Origin of the sequence: Streptomyces sp. Inha503, assembly GCF_047215865.1 — a bacterium.
Lineage (GTDB): Bacteria > Actinomycetota > Actinomycetes > Streptomycetales > Streptomycetaceae > Streptomyces > Streptomyces lycopersici.
In genome coordinates, this window is sequence record NZ_CP178360.1 from 5818279 (window position 1) to 5836147 (window position 17869).

Sequence of the window (17869 nt, forward strand, 5' to 3'; positions counted from 1 at the left end):
CCAAATGGCCGTTCCGTCCAGGGATGGGATGGGGTGGGGCGGGGGCTACGGCACGCAGGGACAGCTCACGCCGCGGGCGGTGTCTCGGTCCCCCGCCGGGTCCACCGGTGCCACCAGTGGCGGCGGCGCGGGTGCAGGGCGTGGCCGAGCCAACGGCCGGCCACGACATAGCCGATCAGCGCGCCCGACGTGTTGAGGATGACGTCGTCGATGTCGAAGGCCCGGCCCTCGACGATGAGCCCCTGAACGGTCTCGACGGCCACCATCACCAAGGCCGTCACCACGACCACCCGCACCGCGCCCCGCGCCTTCGGCACCAGCATCGGCAGCAGCACCCCGAAGGGCGCGCCGAGCACCACATTGCCGCCGATCTGCTTCACCGTGTCCTGGAAGGCGGGCTGGTCGACGTAGGCGCGCAGCGAGCGTCCCGGATGCAGATTGGTGTGGACCAGGTCGACGGAGTTGGGCGAGGGCACGAGCGTGGCCTTGGCGAGCGCCGCCGCGAAGCCGACCATGCAGACGAACGCCACGAGCAGCACCATCGCCCGCGCGAGCCGCGCACCGAACGAGGTGCGTTGCAGCAGCGCCTTCTCCGGGGCGCCCTGGGGCTCGGGGGGTTCGGCGGTCCGGCCCTTGGTGGGCTGGGCCGTCGCCGACTGGACCCGTGCCTTCGCCGTCGGCGACTTCGGGGGCTGCAACTTCGTGGTCGGCGACTTCGGGGACTGCGACTTCGCCGTCGGCGACTTCGCGCTCCGCTTCTTCGCGGTCACAGACCCCTTCGTCAGGCCCCCGCCCGTCCGCGGCCCCTTCCTCTGACCACCGGTCTTTTGACCGCCGGCCTTTTGACTACCAGCCTTCTGACCGCCTGCTTTCCGACCACTGGCCGCCTTCTTCTGGCCTCCCGTCGTCCGGGAACCCGCCTGCGGCTTCTTCTCCGTCGTCCGCTTTACCGCCGCCCGCTTTGCCGCCGTCCTCTTCTTCTCTCCCGACCTCTTCTCCCCCGGCCTCTTCTCCCCCGTCCGCCGGATCTCCCATCCAGCGATGCTGATCACAGGGACTCGCCTCCCGCCCATGGCTCCGTTGTCGCCGCTCCGTCTGCCCGTATCCGTCTTCGCCGCTTGCCCGTAGCCGCCCGGAGTATCCCTGTGGCTCTCCGCCACAAATCCCCGTCGCGCTGTGCCCCGTCTCCCTCTCCCTCCCCGCCGCGCCTTCTCGATGGGGGACACTGGTTCTTTGGCCAGCCAGCACGAAAGGACCCAGGCGCGTGAATGGACCCCTCATCGTCCAAAGCGACAAGACGCTCCTGCTCGAGGTGGATCACGAGCAGGCGGGCGCCTGCCGCCGCGCCATCGCGCCCTTCGCCGAGCTGGAGCGAGCGCCCGAGCACATCCACACCTATCGGGTGACCCCGCTCGGGCTGTGGAACGCCCGCGCCGCCGGGCACGACGCCGAGCAGGTCGTGGACGCCCTCGTCGCGTACTCCCGCTACCCCGTCCCGCACGCCCTCCTCGTGGACGTCGCGGAGACCATGGCCCGCTACGGTCGGCTGCGGCTGCTCAAGCACCCCACCCACGGGCTGGTCCTGGAGACCAGCGACCGCCCGATCCTCGAGGAGATCCTGCGGTCGAAGAAGATCCAGCCGCTGGTCGGGGCCCGGATCGACCCCGAGACCGTCGTCGTCCACCCCTCCGAGCGCGGCCAGATCAAGCAGACGCTGCTGAAGCTGGGCTGGCCCGCCGAGGATCTGGCCGGCTATGTGGACGGCGAGGCGCACCCCATCGAGCTGCGCGAGGACGGCTGGGCGCTGCGGCCGTATCAGACGCAAGCCGTGGAGGGCTTCTGGCACGGTGGCTCGGGCGTCGTCGTGCTGCCCTGCGGCGCCGGAAAGACGCTGGTCGGGGCGGGTGCGATGGCCACCGCCAAGTCGACCACGCTGATCCTGGTCACCAACACCGTCTCCGCCCGCCAGTGGAAGCACGAGCTGGTGCGCCGCACCTCGCTCACCGAGGAGGAGATCGGTGAGTACAGCGGTACGCGTAAGGAGATCCGCCCGATCACCATCGCCACGTACCAGGTGCTCACCACCAAGCGGAAGGGCATCTACCCGCACCTCGAGCTGTTCGACTCCCGCGACTGGGGCCTGATCGTCTACGACGAGGTGCATCTGCTGCCGGCGCCCGTCTTCAAGTTCACCGCCGATCTCCAGGCGCGGCGGCGGCTCGGGCTCACGGCGACGCTCGTCCGGGAGGACGGCCGGGAGTCCGATGTCTTCTCCCTCATCGGGCCGAAGCGCTTCGACGCGCCCTGGAAGGAGATCGAGACGCAGGGCTACATCGCGCCCGCCGACTGCGTCGAGGTCCGGGTCAATCTGACCGAGGCCGAGCGGCTGGCGTACGCGACCGCCGAGACCGACGAGAAGTACCGCTACTGCGCCACGACCGACTCCAAGCGGCGGATCACCGAGGCGCTGGTCGCCCGGCACAAGGGGCAGCAGACGCTGGTCATCGGGCAGTACATCGACCAGCTCGACGAGTTGGGCGAGCACTTGGACGCGCCGGTCATCAAGGGCGAGACCACCAACGCCCAGCGGGAGAAGCTCTTCGACGCCTTCCGGCAGGGCGAGCTGTCGGTGCTCGTCGTCTCGAAGGTCGCCAACTTCTCCATCGACCTCCCCGAGGCCACGGTCGCCATCCAGGTCTCCGGCACGTTCGGCTCCCGCCAGGAGGAGGCCCAGCGGCTCGGCCGGGTACTGCGCCCGAAGGCCGACGGCCACCCGGCGGTCTTCTACTCGGTGGTCGCGCGCGACACGATCGACCAGGACTTCGCGGCGCACCGCCAGCGGTTCCTGGCCGAGCAGGGGTACGCGTACCGGATCGTGGACGCGAGCGAGCTGCTGGCGGACGAGGACGTCTGACGTTCGGACGTTCGGGCCGTCACCGGTCACCCATGACCCCATGCCCCATGACTTCTGTCATGGGAGGCCGGTGATCGGCGGCTCTGCCCGGGGCGTCCCCCGCCCGGAAGGATCGTGGGTGTCAGCAGTACACGGCACCACATGACGCCGAAGGGGCGGGGGACATGGCCATCAGCATCCGTAATCGCAAGGCCGAGACCGAGGCGACGGCCAAGGGCGAAACCAAGGCCAAGGGCAAGGCCGCCGACATCGGCCTGAGCGGGATCAAACCGCTGCCGCTGTGGTTCTTCGGCTTCGAGGGCGTCATGGGGGCCGCGTACGACCTGACCAAGGCGTGGGACGACGCCTGGATGGTGCTCATCGGGATCGCCTTGGTGAACATCGTCGTCGGGGCGACCGTGCTGCGCCGCCGGATGAAGCTGATGCGCGCGATGCTCAAGAACTCCCACACCCGGAAGATCGCCATCGGGATGGTCGCACTGCGCGTCGGCCTCCATCTCGTCCTCGCCGCCCTCGGTGCCCCGGTCACCTCGGTCGCCGGGCATCTGGCCGTCGCCGTCCTGATGAGCGCGACGACGGTGACGCTGATGTGGTTCAACCAGCGCGTGACCTTCCGCGCACTGCGGCTCGCCTGACTGGTCCAAAGGCAACCCGTCCAAGGGCGACTCGTCCGAGGAGCCGCCCCGGGGCCGGGGGAACCGCCTTCGGGGCGGCTCCCCCGGCCCCGTCATAATTCATTCGCCTCCCCGACATGCCCTGGCTACAATCGCCGGTCTTGCCGCCTCCCGCGTTCCGAACGGGAGAGCCGCCGCCCGGACGGAAACCGGTCGGCATCTCGTATCGCGCGTCCGTACGCGTCCGCGTCCGTACCCGCACACCCGTTTTCTGTACTCACCTCACCCGTGTGTACTCGCTCGCCGGAGGCTACGCCGTGCCCTCGCACGCCCCTGACCACCCAGATCCGCTCTCGGAGCCGCTCTCAGCGCCCGTCTCGGACCCGCTCGCGGATCCCCTCGCGGACCCGCTCACCGATCCCCTCGCGGCGGACCCCCTCACCGGCCCCCTCGCGCGGGAGCGCGCCCATCTGACCGCGTCCCGCGCCGCGCTGCGCGCCATGCGCGCCGACGTCGAGGCCCTCGACCTCCGGGACGTCACCGCGAACTGGGTCAACGCCGAAGCCCTGCACCACCAGGTCAGCGAGCGCATCAAGGCCCTCGCCGACCTCGCCGACACCCCGCTCTTCTTCGGCCGCCTCGACTATCTGCACGCGCCGGGCGCGGAGACGGCGAAGGGCGCCGAGGGGAAGCGGCCCGCCGCCCGGGGCGACTCAACGGACACTTTTTACATCGGCCGCCGCCATGTGCACGACGCGGACGGCGACCCCATGGTCATCGACTGGCGTGCCCCCGTCTCCCAGCCCTTCTACCAGGCGTCCAAGAAGGCGCCGATGGACATCGGGCTGCGCCGCCGCTTCGGCTATACGGGCGGCGAGTTGACGGCGTACGAGGACGAACGGCTCTCCGACCCCACCGAGGGGGAGCAGACCAGCAAGCTGCTCCAGTCCGAGATCGAGCGCCCGCGCGTCGGCCCGATGCGCGACATCGTGGCGACGATCCAGCCGGAACAGGATGAGATCGTCCGTCAGGGGATCGGCGGCACCATCTGCGTCCAGGGGGCGCCGGGCACCGGTAAGACGGCCGTGGGGCTGCACCGGGTGGCGTATCTGCTCTACGCGCACCGCGAGCGGCTGGCCCGCTCCGGCACCCTGGTCATCGGCCCGAACCGCTCCTTCCTCCACTACATCGAGCAGGTACTGCCCGCCCTCGGCGAGTTGCAGGTGGCACAGGCGACCGTCGAGGACCTGGTGACCCTGCCCTCCCTGGGCGCGGTGGCGCGGGGCACCGACTCCGCCGACGCGGCCCGTATCAAGGGCGACGCCCGGCTGGCCGAGGTGCTGCGCCGCGCCCTGCGCTCGTACGTCACCCGGCCCACCGAGCCGTGCGTCGTGGTGCGCGGCTCACGCCGCTGGCGGGTGCCCGCGTACGAACTGGAGGAGATCGTCGAGGAGTTGCTCACCCGCGACATCCGCTACGGCGCGGCCCGCGAGGCGCTTCCGCAGCGCATCGCGCATGCCGTGCTCGTCCGGATGGAGCAGGCGGGCGAGGCGCCCGACGACCGGGTCCAGGACGCGGTGGCCCGTAACCCCGCCGTGAAGGCGGCCGTCAAAGCGATCTGGCCACCGGTCGACCCGGCCAAGCTGGTGCTGCGGCTGCTCTCCGACGCCGACTTCCTGACCGAGCACGCGGACGGCGTCCTCGACGCCGACGAGCAGAAGACCATCCTCTGGGCGAAACCGGCGCGCGGAGTGAAGTCCGCGAAGTGGTCCCCGGCGGACCTGGTGCTGATCGACGAGGCCGCCGATCTCATCGAGCGCACCCCGTCCCTCGGCCATGTGGTCCTGGACGAGGCGCAGGATCTCTCCCCCATGCAGTACCGCGCGGTCGGCCGCCGTTGCAGCACCGGCTCGGCGACCGTGCTCGGCGACATCGCGCAGGGCACCACCCCATGGGCGACGGCCAGCTGGGAGGAGGCCCTGATCCACCTCGGCAAGGAGGGGGCGGGGATCGAGGAGCTGACCCAGGGCTTCCGGGTGCCGCGCGAGGTGATCGCATACGCCTCCCGGCTGCTGCCCGAGATCGCCCCCGGCCTGTCGGAGGCCACCTCGATCCGTGAGGCGGCGGGCGACTTCTCCGTACGGGCCGTGAGCCCGGCGGAACTGGACACGGCCGTGATCGCCGCCTGCCACGAGGCCCTGGGGCACGAGGGCTCGATCGGGCTGATCGCGGCCGACGCCCGCATCCCGGCCCTGGCCCAGGCCCTCGACACGGCGGGCCTGACCCACCTCACCCCCGGTGAGGAGACCAGCGCGGAGTCCCGCCTCACCCTCGTCCCCGCGACGCTGGCCAAGGGTCTGGAGTACGACTACGTGGTACTGGACGAACCGGCCGCCGTGGTCGACGGCGAACCCGACGAACGCACGGGGCTGCGCCGCCTGTACGTGGCCCTGACCCGCGCGGTCTCGGGGCTGACGGTGGTCCATGGGGCACCGCTGCCGGAGCGCCTGGCGGAGCGGCCGGAGCGGCCAGCGGCCTGACGGGGACGGGGTGGGATGGAGGGATGGGGTGGGATGGGCTGCGGTTCGGTGGTCGACCTCCCGGTCAGGCCACCGGAACCAGCGCGTCCTCCCAGTCAAGCCACCGGAACCGGCGCGTCCAAGGCCGTGCGCCACTGGGCGACCGCGATGGCGTCCACCGGGCCCGACCAGCCGCCGGGGCGGGCCGCGCCGCCGATGTGGAAGGCGTTGATCCCGGCGGCGCGCAGGGTGGGCAGGTGGTCGAGGCGCAGGCCGCCGCCCGCCATGATGCGCGCTTCGTAGCCCGGGGTACCGGCCCGCTCGGCCTCGGCGAGCAGGGTGAGCAGGCCGTCGTCCACGCCGCGCGCCGACCCGGCGGTGAGATACGTGTCGAGGCCGGGGATGTCGGCGAGCCGCTTGCGCAGGCCGTCGCGATCGGCGGCGCGGTCGATGGCCCGGTGGAAGGTCCAGCGGCTCTCGTCCACGCCGCCGCCCGCGCCCACGACCTCGGTCAGCGCGGTCACGGCGGCCAGGTCGACCCCGCCGTCGTCGGCCAGGAAGCCCAGGACGAACTCGTCCGCTCCCTCCGAGTGCAGCGCGGCGGCGGCCTCGCACAGCGCGTCGAACGCGTTTCCGGTCGCGAAGCCATCCGACGCGCGGAGCATCACCCGCACCGGCAGATCGACGGCCGAACGAACGGCGGCGAAGGTCTCACGGGACGGGGTGAGCCCGTCGGCGGCCATGTCGGTGACCAGTTCGAGGCGGTCCGCCCCTCCGGCCTGTGCGGCGATCGCGTCCGCAGGGGTCAGGGCGATCACCTCGAGCAATGGTCTAGACATGCAGGACAGCTTGCCACACCGCACAAGAGGGCAAACCGCTGCCCCACAATTGGCCCATGCCCGCACCCGCACCCATCCGCCATCCCGCCCATGACGCGCTGCTCACCCGCTGGACGGATCTCCTCACCGGCGCCCGCGACGCCACGACCCCGTCTCCCGTTCCCTACGGCGAAGACCTCCTGACCCGCTGGGCCGAGCCCCAGCGCCGCTACCACACCACCGATCACCTGCTCGCGGTCCTGGACCGGGTGGACGAACTGGTCCCCCATGTGCAGGCCCCCGACCCCGCCGCGATCCGCCTCGCCGCCTGGTTCCACGACGCCGTCTACCTCCCCGACCGCTCCACCAACGAGGAACGCAGCGCCCGCCTCGCCGAACGCGCCCTCCCGGAAGCCGGCGTCCCGGAGCCCCGCGTGGCCGAAACCGTCCGCCTCGTCCTCCTCACCCGCGACCACGACCCCGCCGAGGGCGACACCAACGGCGAAGTCCTCTGCGACGCCGACCTCGCCGTCCTGGCGGGCTCCCCCGAGAACTACGGCGCCTACGCGGCGGCGGTCCGCGAGGAGTACGGATTCGTCCCCGACGACGCCTTCCGCGAGGGCCGCGCGAACGTCCTCCGCCATCTGCTCGGGCTGTCCCGTCTGTTCCGTACGCCCATCGGACATGAACGCTGGGAGGCCGCCGCCCGCCACAACATGGCCACTGAGCTGGAGCTGCTCAGCGCGTAATGGTGGTGCCGGTTCGGGAGTCGCGGTACGGGACAGCTTCTCCGCGTCCAGGAGCGGCAGTACGGACGCGGTCTCCGGCCCCGGGGCCGCTGTTGCCAGATAGGCGGCCCATTCGTCCGGTGCGCCCGGGCCGTTCACAGCCGTCAGTCCACACCGTCGAGTGAACGTTCGAGAAGCGCACATCCCGATGTTCCGCGCAGGAATGCCGACGTCGTTCCGCGACGTTGTGCCTGGCATGCCCTCCTCCTCACCAGCGGATTCCGCTCGCTCCCGCATGCCCCCGGCGGTCTACGTCCTCGGACTGTCCGTGTTCGCCCTCGGTACCTCCGAGTTCATGCTGTCCGGACTGCTGCAACCCGTCGCGCGGGACATGGGGGTGTCGATCCCCACGGCCGGGCTGCTGATATCGGCGTTCGCGATCGGGATGGTGGTCGGGGCGCCGGTGCTGGCGGCGGCCACGTTGCGGTTGCCGCGGCGGACGACGCTGATGGCGCTGCTGGCGGTGTTCGGGCTCGGGCAGATCGCGGGGGCGGTGGCGCCGTCGTACGGGGTGCTGTTCGCGTCCCGGGTGGTGAGCGCGCTCGCGTGCGCCGGGTTCTGGGCCGTGGGCGCCGCGGTGGCGGTGTCGCTGGTGCCGGTGAACGCGCGGGCCAAGGCGATGGCGGTGATGGTCGGCGGGCTGAGCATCGCGAACATCGCCGGGGTCCCGGCCGGGGCCTTCCTCGGGCAACACGCGGGGTGGCGGGCCGCTTTCTGGGCGGTGGCCGGGCTGTCGGTGCTCGGGCTGGTCGGGGTCGTCGCGCTCGTACCGCGTACGGAGGTGCCGACCGGGGACGACCAGCCGCGGCTGCGGGCCGAGTTGCGTATCTACCGGGACCGGCAGGTGTGGCTGGCGCTGGCCGCCACCGCGCTGAGCGGTGGCGCGGTCTTCTGCCTGTTCTCCTACCTCGGGCCGCTGCTGACGGACGTGGCGGGACTGGACGAGGGCTGGGTGCCGACCGTGCTCGCGCTGTTCGGGGTCGGCGCGCTGCTGGGTACGGTGATCGGCGGGCGGATCGCGGACGCGCATCTGTTCGGCACGATGTTCGGGGGCATCATCGCCTCGACGGTCGTGCTGAGCGCGCTGGCGCTGACCGCGCACAGCGCGGTCGCGGCCGTGAGCCTGGCGCTGATGCTCGGCTTCACCGCCTTCTTCACCGCGCCCGCGCTCAACGCCCGGATGTTCAACCTCGCCAACGCCGCGCCCACGCTCGCGGGCGCGACGAACACCTCCGCCTTCAACATCGGCAACACGGTGGGCCCGTGGCTCGGTGGCCTCGTCATCGACGCGGGCTGGGGCTACCCGGCCGTGGCCTGGACGGGGGCGGCCCTCGCCGGTACGGGCGCGGTGACGACGGTGGCCGCGATGCGGGTGCACCGGGCGGAGGGCACGTCTCGCGTCATCGCGTCCTCGGCAGCGGCGCCGGCGTCGGCGTCGGCAACGGCCGCCTCGTACGCTCCGGAGTCCCGGCCGTCGCAGCGGCCGTCGCAGCGTTCGGAGAGGCGGTAGCGGAGCCCGGGGCGGGCGCGTCGCAGGTGCAGCCCGGGTGTGTTGCCGGTCTCCGGCGCATCCCCCGGACTTCGGCGCCTCCTCCGGCCGAGGGGCACAGTTCACGGCAGCTCGCCGAGCTGCTCGTCATCAGCGTCAAGACCGTCGAGCGCCACCGTGCCAACCTGCTGCGGAAACTCGGCCTGAAGGACCGGCTGGAGCTGACCCGTTACGCCATCCGCGTCGGCCTGATCGAACCGTAAGAGCCGCATCACTCCGCGCCCGCGACCCGCTTGGGGCGGCGGAGGCCCGCGGCCTTGAGACGGCGGAGGAGTTCCTTGCTGCCGACCTCCTCCGCGCCCGCCCCTACCGCCTTCGCGTACAGCTCGCTCGGCACGTCGTAGTGGTCGCGGTCGAAGCCTCGGCGCGGGGCGCCGATGCGGGCGGCGAAGGCGTGGAGTTCGGCGTAGGAGACATCGCTGACGAGGTGGGACCACAGGCGACCGTGGCCCGGCCACGAGGGCGGGTCGATCAGCACGGCCATCAGAGGGTGGTGCCCAGCGATCCCACGGGCGCCACCGCGACCGCCGTCTTGCCGCAGACCCAGTGCGGGTCGGGGCCCAACTCGGGCTCCACGTCGAGGGCGTGGAGGTCGCCGCCCTGGGTGCAGACGGGGCACAGCGGCCAGCGGCCGTACCGTTCCAGCAGGGCGTCCTGGACGTCCTGGGCGACCAGACCGGCCACGTACGCGACGCCTTCCGGCCACTGCTCGACCCACCACCGCCGGTGCGCGATCGCGTCTTCGACCAGCGAGACGATGTCGGCGCGGGCGACCTCCCCCGCCGCGAGGTCGGCCAGGACGAGGGCGCGGGCCGCGTGCAGTGCCTGTTCGAGCTTCATGGGTCCCATTGTCACCTTTGCTTCCTCCTGGCGCCTGTTCGTTCCGTCCGCGGTCCTGGTCGGGCAGCAGCTGTTCGGTTCGCCTGTCCGTTTCGCCTGTTCGGTACGTCCGCCGCCACGACCCGCCCCGGCTCGCCCCGCGCCCGCTCGCCGACCCGTCGCGTCGTCGTTCGGAGGGTTGACGAGCATCGTGGCCGGAAATAGTTTTCGCTGGTGAGTAGCGATCTGAAGGAAACTTTCATGCCTCCTCCGCAGCCCGACGGCACACCACCCGTCACCCCCGTCTCCCCTGCCCCCTCCGTCCCACCGGCCCCACCCGCCCCGGCCGCCCTCGCCGCCAAGGTCCGCACGTTAGCTCCCTCCATGACCCGCTCCATGCACCGCGTCGCCGAAGCCGTGGCGGGCGATCCGGCCGGTTGCGCGGCGCTCACCGTCACCGGGCTCGCCGAGCGGACCGGCACCAGTGAGGCCACCGTCGTCCGCACCTCCCGGCTGCTCGGCTACCCCGGATACCGGGATCTGCGCCTCGCGCTCGCCGCGCTCGCCGCCCAGCAGGCCGCCGGCCGGGCACCGGCCGTCACCGCGGACATCGCGGTGGACGATCCGATCGCCGACGTGGTCACCAAGCTGGCGCGGGAGGAGCAGCAGTGTCTGGCCGACACCGCCGCCGGGCTGGACACCAGCCAGGTCGAGGCGGCCGTCTCGGCACTGGCCACCGCCCGCCGGATCGATGTGTACGGGGTCGGGGCGTCCAGCCTGGTCGGCCAGGACCTGGTCCAGAAGCTGCTGCGCATCGGGCTGATAGCCCACGCCCACGCCGATCCGCACCTCGCGGTCACCAACGCGGTCCAGCTGCACTCCGGCGACGTCGCCATCGCGATCACCCACTCCGGGCGTACGACGGACGTCATCGAACCGCTACGGGTGGCCTTCGAGCACGGGGCGACCACCGTCGCGATCACGGGGCGGCCGAACGGAGAGGTCGCTCAGTACGCGGACCTGGTGCTCACCACCTCCACGGCCCGCGAGAGCGAGCTGCGCCCGGCGGCCATGTCCAGCCGGACCAGCCAGCTGCTGGTGGTGGACTGCCTGTTCATAGGGGTCGCCCAGCGGACGTACGAATCGGCGGCGCCCGCGCTCTCCGCGTCGTACGAGGCGCTCGCGCACCGCCACGATCCGCGTCCCGGGCACCGCTGAGCCCCGCCGGTCCCGCCCGACGGCCCTGCCCGATGGTCCCGTCCGCCGAGGCCACCCTCGCGTTCCCACCCCCACCCTCACGCTGACGTACCGGAAAGAGCCGCTTCGCCATGACTACCGCCGACTCCGCACGGCTCCGCGCCCAGCTCGACACCCTGACCACCGAGGCGTTCCGCCCCGAACTCGCCGAGATCGACCGGCTCGAAACCCTTGAGATCGCCCGGATCATGAACGCGGAGGACGCCGCCGTCCCCACCGCCGTCGCCGGTCAGCTGCCCAGCATCGCCGCCGCCATCGACGCCATCGCCGTACGGATGTCCCGTGGCGGCCGCCTCCTCTATACGGGCGCGGGCACCGCCGGACGGCTCGGGGTGCTCGACGCCAGCGAGTGCCCGCCCACCTTCAACACCCGGCCCGAGCAGGTCGTCGGGGTGATCGCGGGCGGCCCGGACGCCGTGGTGACCTCGGTCGAGGGCGCGGAGGACAGCGCGGAGATGGCCGCCCGGGACCTCGACCGGCTGGGCATCGGGCCCGACGACACCGTGGTCGGCGTCTCGGCCTCCGGCCGCACCCCGTACGCCGTGGGCGCGGTCGAGCACGCCCGGCGGTGCGGTGCGCTCACCGTCGGGCTGTCCTGCAACGCCGGTTCGGCGCTCGCCGCCGCGGCCGACCACGGCATCGAGGTCATCGTGGGGCCGGAGCTGCTCACCGGCTCGACCCGGCTGAAGGCGGGTACGGCCCAGAAGCTGGTGCTCAACATGATCTCGACCATCACCATGATCCGGCTGGGCAAGACCTTCGGGAACCTGATGGTCGATGTGCGCGCCTCCAACGACAAGCTGCGCGCGCGTTCGCGGAGGATCGTCTTCCTGGCGACCGGCGCCTCCGACGAGCGGATCGAAAGCGCGCTGGCGGCCACGGACGGCGAGGTGAAGAACGCGATCCTCACCATCCTGGGCGAGGTGGACGCCCCGACCGCCGAGAAGCTCCTCGCCGAGGCACACGGCCATCTGCGCGCCGCCCTGGAGGCGGCCACGGGGTAAGCCCCTCAGCTGGGCACGTGGCCCTGGATACGCCGTCGGGGCGGCACCCCTGGGAGAGGGTGCCGCCCCGACGTCTGGACGGTACGACCGACCGGCGAGCGAACGCGCCGAGTCGATCAGAAGTCCATGTCACCGCCCGGCATGCCGCCCGGAGCGCCCGCCGGGGCGGCCTTCTCCGGCTTGTCGGCGATGACGGCCTCGGTGGTGAGGAACAGCGCGGCGATCGACGCGGCGTTCTGGAGCGCGGAGCGCGTGACCTTGGCCGGGTCGATGATGCCCTCGGCGATCAGGTCCACGTACTCACCGGTCGCGGCGTTGAGGCCGTGACCCGGGGTCAGGTTGCGCACCTTCTCGACCACGACGCCGCCCTCGAGACCGGCGTTGACCGCGATCTGCTTCAGCGGGGCCTCCAGGGCCAGGCGCACGGCCTGGGCACCGGTGGCCTCGTCGCCCTCGAGCTCCAGCTTCTCGAAGACCGAGACGGTCTGGAGCAGGGCCACGCCACCACCGGCGACGATGCCCTCCTCGACGGCGGCCTTGGCGTTGCGCACCGCGTCCTCGATGCGGTGCTTGCGCTCCTTGAGCTCGACCTCGGTGGCGGCACCGGCCTTGATGACGGCCACGCCGCCGGCCAGCTTCGCCAGGCGCTCCTGGAGCTTCTCACGGTCGTAGTCCGAGTCCGAGGACTCGATCTCGGCGCGGATCTGGTTGACGCGGCCCTGCACCTGCTCGGTGTCGCCGGCGCCGTCCACGATCGTGGTCTCGTCCTTGGTGACCGTGATCTTGCGGGCACGGCCGAGCAGGTCGAGACCGGCGTTCTCCAGCTTGAGGCCGACCTCCTCGGAGATGACGGTGCCACCGGTAAGGATGGCGATGTCACCGAGCATGGCCTTACGGCGGTCACCGAAGCCCGGCGCCTTGACGGCGACGGACTTGAAGGTGCCACGGATCTTGTTGACGACCAGGGTCGCCAGGGCCTCGCCCTCGACGTCCTCGGCGATGATCAGCAGCGGCTTGCCCGACTGCATGACCTTCTCGAGCAGCGGGAGGAGGTCCTTCACGCTGCTGATCTTGGAGTTGACGATCAGGATGTACGGGTCGTCGAGCGACGCCTCCATACGCTCCATGTCCGTCGCGAAGTACGGGGAGATGTAGCCCTTGTCGAAGCGCATGCCCTCGGTGAGCTCGAGCTCGAGCCCGAAGGTCTGCGACTCCTCGACGGTGATGACACCTTCCTTGCCGACCTTGTCCATCGCCTCGGCGATGAGCTCACCGATCTGGGTGTCGGCGGCGGAGATGGAGGCGGTGGAGGCGATCTGCTCCTTGGTCTCCACGTCCTTGGCCTGCTCGAGCAGCTGGGCGGAGACGGCCTCGACGGCCTTCTCGATACCACGCTTGAGCGCCATCGGGTTGGCGCCCGCGGCGACGTTGCGGAGGCCCTCCTTGACCAGCGCCTGGGCGAGGACGGTCGCGGTCGTCGTGCCGTCACCGGCGACGTCGTCCGTCTTCTTCGCGACCTCCTTGACCAGCTCGGCGCCGATCTTCTCGTACGCGTCCTCGAGCTCGATCTCCTTGGCGATGGAAACACCATCGTTGGTGATCGTGGGGGCGCCCCACTTCTTCTCGAGGACGACGTTACGGCCCTTGGGGCCGAGGGTGACCTTGACGGCGTCGGCGAGCTGGTTCATCCCGCGCTCGAGGCCGCGCCGCGCCTCCTCGTCGAACGCGATGATCTTGGCCATGTGAAGTGGTCCTCCCAGAGACGGGGTGGATTGCTCCGGACCGCGCTGGCGCCCGCGACGGACGGCCTACCTGCCGCGCGGTTCCTTACCCCGCATGGCCTGGCGGGCCTCACCGACCCGGTCCTTCTGTCACTCTCAACGTCAGAGTGCTAACGCCAATGATTAGCACTCGGACCCAGTGAGTGCAAGCGCCCGTAGGGCGGCAGAAGCGCCCGAAGGGGGCGGTAGGGCACAGGAGGCCATGGCGCCAGGCATGCCGAAGGGTCCGTATCCTGTTCGGGACACGGACCCTACGGACTTGTTCGTTTCAGCTGCGTCGCGTCGGCGCGTCAGCCTACGGCCACGCGGACCATGTCGGCCTGCGGGCCCTTCTGGCCCTGCGAGATCTCGAACTCGACCCGCTGGCCTTCCTCGAGGGTGCGGTACCCGTCCATCTGGATCGCGCTGTAGTGGACGAACACGTCCGCACCACCGTCGACCGCGATGAAGCCGTACCCCTTCTCCGCGTTGAACCACTTGACGGTGCCCTGAGCCATTCCTAACTCCCCTATTGCTGGCCCTTGCGCAGGACCGCACTCCGCGGACCCGGGTCAGACCTCACCCCCCGGATGTGGGGGGTGTGCGCCGGAACGCGTCGACCGCCGCTGAATGTATCCGTCCCAACGCCCTCTGCAACAGGTCAATCGGACGAGAATTCTTGGCACGGTCGAACGGTTAAAAGTGAGGAATTATGTGAAGTTCGGGCAAGCCGGGCCGGACATAAGGAACCAACCCGACAATTCGCGCTCACACTTTACGCACAACTTGACGAGTTCTCATATGTGGCTCCGACCCCGGAGCCGTCGGGGAATCCGGGCAACTGTATCGCGATTCCACAGACGGAATCGCCCCGTCCGGTTGTCCCCGGACGGGGCGATGCCAAAGGTGAGGAGGGGTGAGCGGGTGGACGCGGGGTCAGCAGCCGCCCGCGACCGCCGGGATGATCGAGATCCCGGCGCCGTCCGGGGTCGCCGTGGCCAGGCCGTCGGCGAAGCGGACGTCGTCGTCGTTGACGTAGACGTTCACGAAGCGGCGGAGCTTGCCGGTGTCGTCCAGGACGCGGGCCGAGATGCCCGCGTGGTTCTTCTCCAGGTCCGCCAGGACCTCGGCCAGGGTCGCGCCCTCGGCGGGGACCTCGGCCTGGCCGCCGGTGTAGGTGCGCAGGATGGTCGGGATTCGGACGTTGACGCTCATGCGAGTCCAGCCTCTCGGAACGAGTCAAGGGTGGGGCGGATGATGGCGGAGGGACCCGTGGTGGGGGCCACCGCGTCGAGGGTCTTGAGGCCGTCGCCCGTGTTGAGCACGACGGTGGTCAGGGACGGGTCGAGCAGACCGTCCTCGATCAGCTTCTTGGTCACGCCGACGGTCACGCCGCCCGCGGTCTCCGCGAAGATCCCCTCGGTGCGGGCCAGCAGCTTGATGGCGTCGACGATCTGCTCGTCGTTCACGTCCTCCACCGCGCCGCCCGTACGGCGGGCGATGTCCAGGACGTACGGGCCGTCCGCGGGGTTGCCGATGGCCAGCGACTTGGCGATGGTCCGCGGCTTCTGCGGCCGGACGACGTCATGGCCGGCCTTGAAGGCGACGGAGACCGGGGAGCAGCCCTCGGCCTGGGCGCCGAAGATCTTGTAGGGCCGGTCCTCGACCAGACCGATCGCGATCAGCTCCTTCAGCCCCTTGTCGATCTTGGTGAGCTGGGAGCCGGAGGCGATCGGGACGACGATCTGGTCCGGCAGCCGCCAGCCGAGCTGCTCGCAGATCTCGTACGCCAGGGTCTTGGAGCCCTCGCCGTAGTACGGCCGCAGATTGACGTTGACGAAGCCCCAGCCCTCGCCCGCCGGGTCACCGATCAGCTCGCTGCAAAAGCGGTTGACGTCGTCGTAGTTGCCCTCGATGCCGACCAGCTCACCGCCGTAGACCGCGGCCATGACGACCTTGCCCGCCTCCAGGTCGTGCGGGATGAAGACGCAGGAGCGGAAGCCCGCGCGGGCGGCCGCGGCGCCCACCGCGCCGGCGAGGTTGCCGGTGGAGGAGCAGGAGAGGGTGGTGAAGCCGAAGGTGCGGGCGGCCTGGACGGCGATGGCGACGACCCGGTCCTTGAAGGAGTGGGTCGGGTTCCCGGAGTCGTCCTTGATGTGCAGCTCACCGGTGACGCCGAGCTCACGGGCGAGGTTGTCGGCCTTGACCAGCTTGGTGAAGCCGGGGTTCAGGCTCGGCAGGTCCGCCACGTCCGCCGGGACGGGCAGCAGCGGGGCGTAGCGCCAGATGCTGTTCGGGCCGGCCTCGATCCGCCGGCGCAGCCCCTCCACGTCGCCGGCCGGGAGCTCGTACGCGACCTCGAGGGGGCCGAAACAGGACTCGCACGCGAAGATCGGACCCAGTTCGAACCGCTCACCGCACTCCCGGCAGGACAATGCGACGGCGGGGCCGAAGGCACCGGAGGCGGAGGAAGTGGTTGAGCTTTCTACTGACTGCACAGCCATGGATGGCGAGGCCCTTTCTCCTCATCTTCCTCGCGACGCATTTCGCCACGAGACGGAATTGGCACCTTCCCGAGCTGGGAGCCTCGCTGCGGAACGCGAGATCAGCTGGAGGGTTGCCGGGGCTTCAACGGGCCGTTCCCTCTGCCCCTCTGGATGAGCGGTATGGCGCCGGGCGGACCCGGGGCGTTTGTCGGCACGGGCTTCGCCGGTACCTCGGTACCTCGGTAAACACCGAGGTCGACCCCGACATACGACGGCCATGTGCGTTGTTCAAGACTGTAACCGAAGGCCCGGATGGTTGAGCTAGCCGTCCGATGCGCGAGATGGATCACAGCGATCACAGCAGGGGAGACACACAGGTGCTGGATGAGGTGGAGCGCTGGCTGAAGCGTCGCTCCTGGTCTGCCGACGACCGTCCGCTGGATCGCCTGCTGGCCGCGAAGCGGGCCTCGGCGGCGACGGTGAGCGTGGTCCTGCCCGCCCTGAACGAGGAGGCCACGGTCGGCGAGATCGCCGACACGATCCGGCGTGAGCTGATGGGCGAGGCGACACCGCTGGTGGACGAGCTGGTGGTGCTGGACTCCGGCTCCACGGACCGCACCGCCGAGGTCGCCGCGGCGGCGGGCGCCACCGTCGTCCCCCGCGACTCGCTGCTGCCCCGGCTGCCCGCGCTGCCCGGCAAGGGCGAGGTGCTGTGGCGGTCCCTGCTCGCCACGAGCGGCGACATCGTCTGCTTCATCGACGCCGACCTGCGGGAATTCGAACCGCGCTTTGTCTCGGGGATCGTCGGTCCGCTGCTGACCGACCCCACGCTGGAACTGGTCAAGGGCATGTACGACCGCCCGCTCGGCGAGGTGGCGGGCCAGGGCGGCCGGGTCACCGAGCTGGTCGCCCGCCCGCTGCTGAATCTGCACTGGCCCCAGTTGGCCGGATTCGTCCAGCCGCTGGGCGGGGAGTACGCGGCGCGCCGCTCGCTGCTGGAGCGGCTGCCCTTCCCGGTCGGCTACGGCGTCGAGCTCGGGATGCTGGTCGACGCGCTGCACACGGTGGGGCTCGACGCGCTCGGCCAGGTGGACATCGGGGTGCGCAAACACCGCCACCAGGACGGGCAGGCGCTCGGCCGGATGGCGGCCGCGATCTACCGCACCGCACAGCTGCGGCTGGCCCGGGGCCACTTGGTGCGGCCGCGGCTGACCCAGTTCGACCGGGGCGAGAACGGCTTCGAACCGCGCACCACGGCCGTGGACACCGAGGAGCGGCCGCCGATGATCGAGATCCCGGAGTACACGGCGCGGCGCGCGGCGTGAGGCGGGGCGTGGGGCC

16 protein-coding genes, 1 pseudogene and 1 riboswitch are annotated in these 17869 nt (G+C 71.0%); of the genes and pseudogenes, 9 read left to right on the forward strand and 8 right to left on the reverse strand.

All coding sequences use genetic code 11. From position 1 onward, the window contains the following. Window positions 1-65: 65 nt before the first annotated feature. A complete protein-coding gene (locus ACJX2R_RS23890; protein WP_413101796.1) occupies window positions 66-770 on the reverse strand; it encodes a VanZ family protein in 705 nt (234 codons plus the stop codon). A gap of 494 nt (window positions 771-1264) precedes the next feature. Here ACJX2R_RS23890 and ACJX2R_RS23895 point away from each other — a divergent pair, with 494 nt between their 5' ends. The 3 genes from ACJX2R_RS23895 (at window position 1265) to ACJX2R_RS23905 (ending at window position 6068) form a co-directional block, all read left to right on the forward strand. After that, window positions 1265-2914, forward strand: a complete 1650-nt coding sequence (locus tag ACJX2R_RS23895) for a DNA repair helicase XPB (protein ID WP_413101797.1) — start codon at window positions 1265-1267, stop codon at window positions 2912-2914. A gap of 164 nt (window positions 2915-3078) precedes the next feature. Beyond that, window positions 3079-3549 carry a hypothetical protein gene (locus ACJX2R_RS23900; RefSeq protein ID WP_413101798.1) on the forward strand — a complete coding sequence of 157 codons (471 nt, stop codon included), beginning with the start codon at window positions 3079-3081 and terminating at the stop codon, window positions 3547-3549. A 296-nt stretch (window positions 3550-3845) separates the two neighbouring features. Continuing rightward, entirely contained in the window at window positions 3846-6068 is a 2223-nt protein-coding gene (locus ACJX2R_RS23905; protein WP_413105941.1) for a HelD family protein, read from the forward strand. A 95-nt stretch (window positions 6069-6163) separates the two neighbouring features. On the opposite strand, the gene ACJX2R_RS23910 is transcribed toward ACJX2R_RS23905, so the two are convergent. Then, window positions 6164-6886 carry a copper homeostasis protein CutC gene (locus ACJX2R_RS23910; protein WP_413101799.1) on the reverse strand — a complete coding sequence of 241 codons (723 nt, stop codon included), beginning with the start codon at window positions 6884-6886 and terminating at the stop codon, window positions 6164-6166. A gap of 56 nt (window positions 6887-6942) precedes the next feature. On the opposite strand from ACJX2R_RS23910, the gene ACJX2R_RS23915 reads away from it, so the two are divergent. From ACJX2R_RS23915 to ACJX2R_RS23925, 3 genes and pseudogenes are all read left to right on the forward strand, one after another. Next, the gene (locus ACJX2R_RS23915) at window positions 6943-7614 is read left to right on the forward strand and encodes a hypothetical protein (protein WP_413101800.1); all 672 of its coding nucleotides are present in this window, start codon (window positions 6943-6945) and stop codon (window positions 7612-7614) included. Between the two features lie 274 nt (window positions 7615-7888). Continuing rightward, entirely contained in the window at window positions 7889-9163 is a 1275-nt protein-coding gene (locus ACJX2R_RS23920) for a Cmx/CmrA family chloramphenicol efflux MFS transporter (RefSeq protein WP_413101801.1), read from the forward strand. 86 nt (window positions 9164-9249) lie between these two features. Beyond that, window positions 9250-9405, forward strand: a pseudogene (locus tag ACJX2R_RS23925) (response regulator transcription factor); the annotation flags it as partial. Between the two features lie 8 nt (window positions 9406-9413). Here ACJX2R_RS23925 and ACJX2R_RS23930 read toward each other — a convergent pair. After that, window positions 9414-9686, reverse strand: a complete 273-nt coding sequence (locus ACJX2R_RS23930; protein ID WP_413101802.1) for a DUF4031 domain-containing protein — start codon at window positions 9684-9686, stop codon at window positions 9414-9416. Continuing rightward, window positions 9686-10042 carry a hypothetical protein gene (locus tag ACJX2R_RS23935; protein ID WP_020870494.1) on the reverse strand — a complete coding sequence of 119 codons (357 nt, stop codon included), beginning with the start codon at window positions 10040-10042 and terminating at the stop codon, window positions 9686-9688. Before ACJX2R_RS23935 ends, ACJX2R_RS23930 begins: the two co-directional genes overlap by 1 nt. A gap of 213 nt (window positions 10043-10255) precedes the next feature. Between ACJX2R_RS23935 and ACJX2R_RS23940 the strand changes: the two genes are divergently transcribed. Then, on the forward strand, window positions 10256-11239 hold the full coding sequence (locus tag ACJX2R_RS23940) for a MurR/RpiR family transcriptional regulator (RefSeq protein ID WP_413101803.1): 984 nt from the start codon (window positions 10256-10258) through the stop codon (window positions 11237-11239). Between the two features lie 110 nt (window positions 11240-11349). Next, on the forward strand, window positions 11350-12282 hold the full coding sequence (murQ, locus tag ACJX2R_RS23945) for an N-acetylmuramic acid 6-phosphate etherase (protein ID WP_262699204.1): 933 nt from the start codon (window positions 11350-11352) through the stop codon (window positions 12280-12282). Window positions 12283-12398: 116 nt separating this feature from the next. Here the strand turns inward: murQ and groL are convergent, their stop codons facing one another. The 4 genes from groL to thrC form a co-directional block, all read right to left on the reverse strand. Further along, window positions 12399-14024: a chaperonin GroEL gene (groL, locus tag ACJX2R_RS23950; RefSeq protein WP_020870491.1), complete on the reverse strand. Its 1626-nt coding sequence runs from the start codon at window positions 14022-14024 to the stop codon at window positions 12399-12401. A gap of 329 nt (window positions 14025-14353) precedes the next feature. Then, window positions 14354-14560, reverse strand: a complete 207-nt coding sequence (locus tag ACJX2R_RS23955) for a cold-shock protein (protein WP_009716982.1) — start codon at window positions 14558-14560, stop codon at window positions 14354-14356. A gap of 418 nt (window positions 14561-14978) precedes the next feature. Continuing rightward, on the reverse strand, window positions 14979-15257 hold the full coding sequence (locus ACJX2R_RS23960; protein WP_037960442.1) for a MoaD/ThiS family protein: 279 nt from the start codon (window positions 15255-15257) through the stop codon (window positions 14979-14981). Continuing rightward, complete coding sequence (gene thrC / locus ACJX2R_RS23965; RefSeq protein ID WP_413101804.1) at window positions 15254-16546, reverse strand: threonine synthase; 1293 nt, start codon at window positions 16544-16546, stop codon at window positions 15254-15256. The genes ACJX2R_RS23960 and thrC overlap by 4 nt, the downstream gene beginning before the upstream one ends. 18 nt (window positions 16547-16564) lie before the next feature. Then, a riboswitch (SAM riboswitch) is annotated at window positions 16565-16706 on the reverse strand. 199 nt (window positions 16707-16905) lie between these two features. Between thrC and ACJX2R_RS23970 the strand changes: the two genes are divergently transcribed. After that, a complete protein-coding gene (locus ACJX2R_RS23970; protein WP_413101805.1) occupies window positions 16906-17853 on the forward strand; it encodes a glucosyl-3-phosphoglycerate synthase in 948 nt (315 codons plus the stop codon). The last annotated feature ends 16 nt before the right edge of the window (window positions 17854-17869 follow it).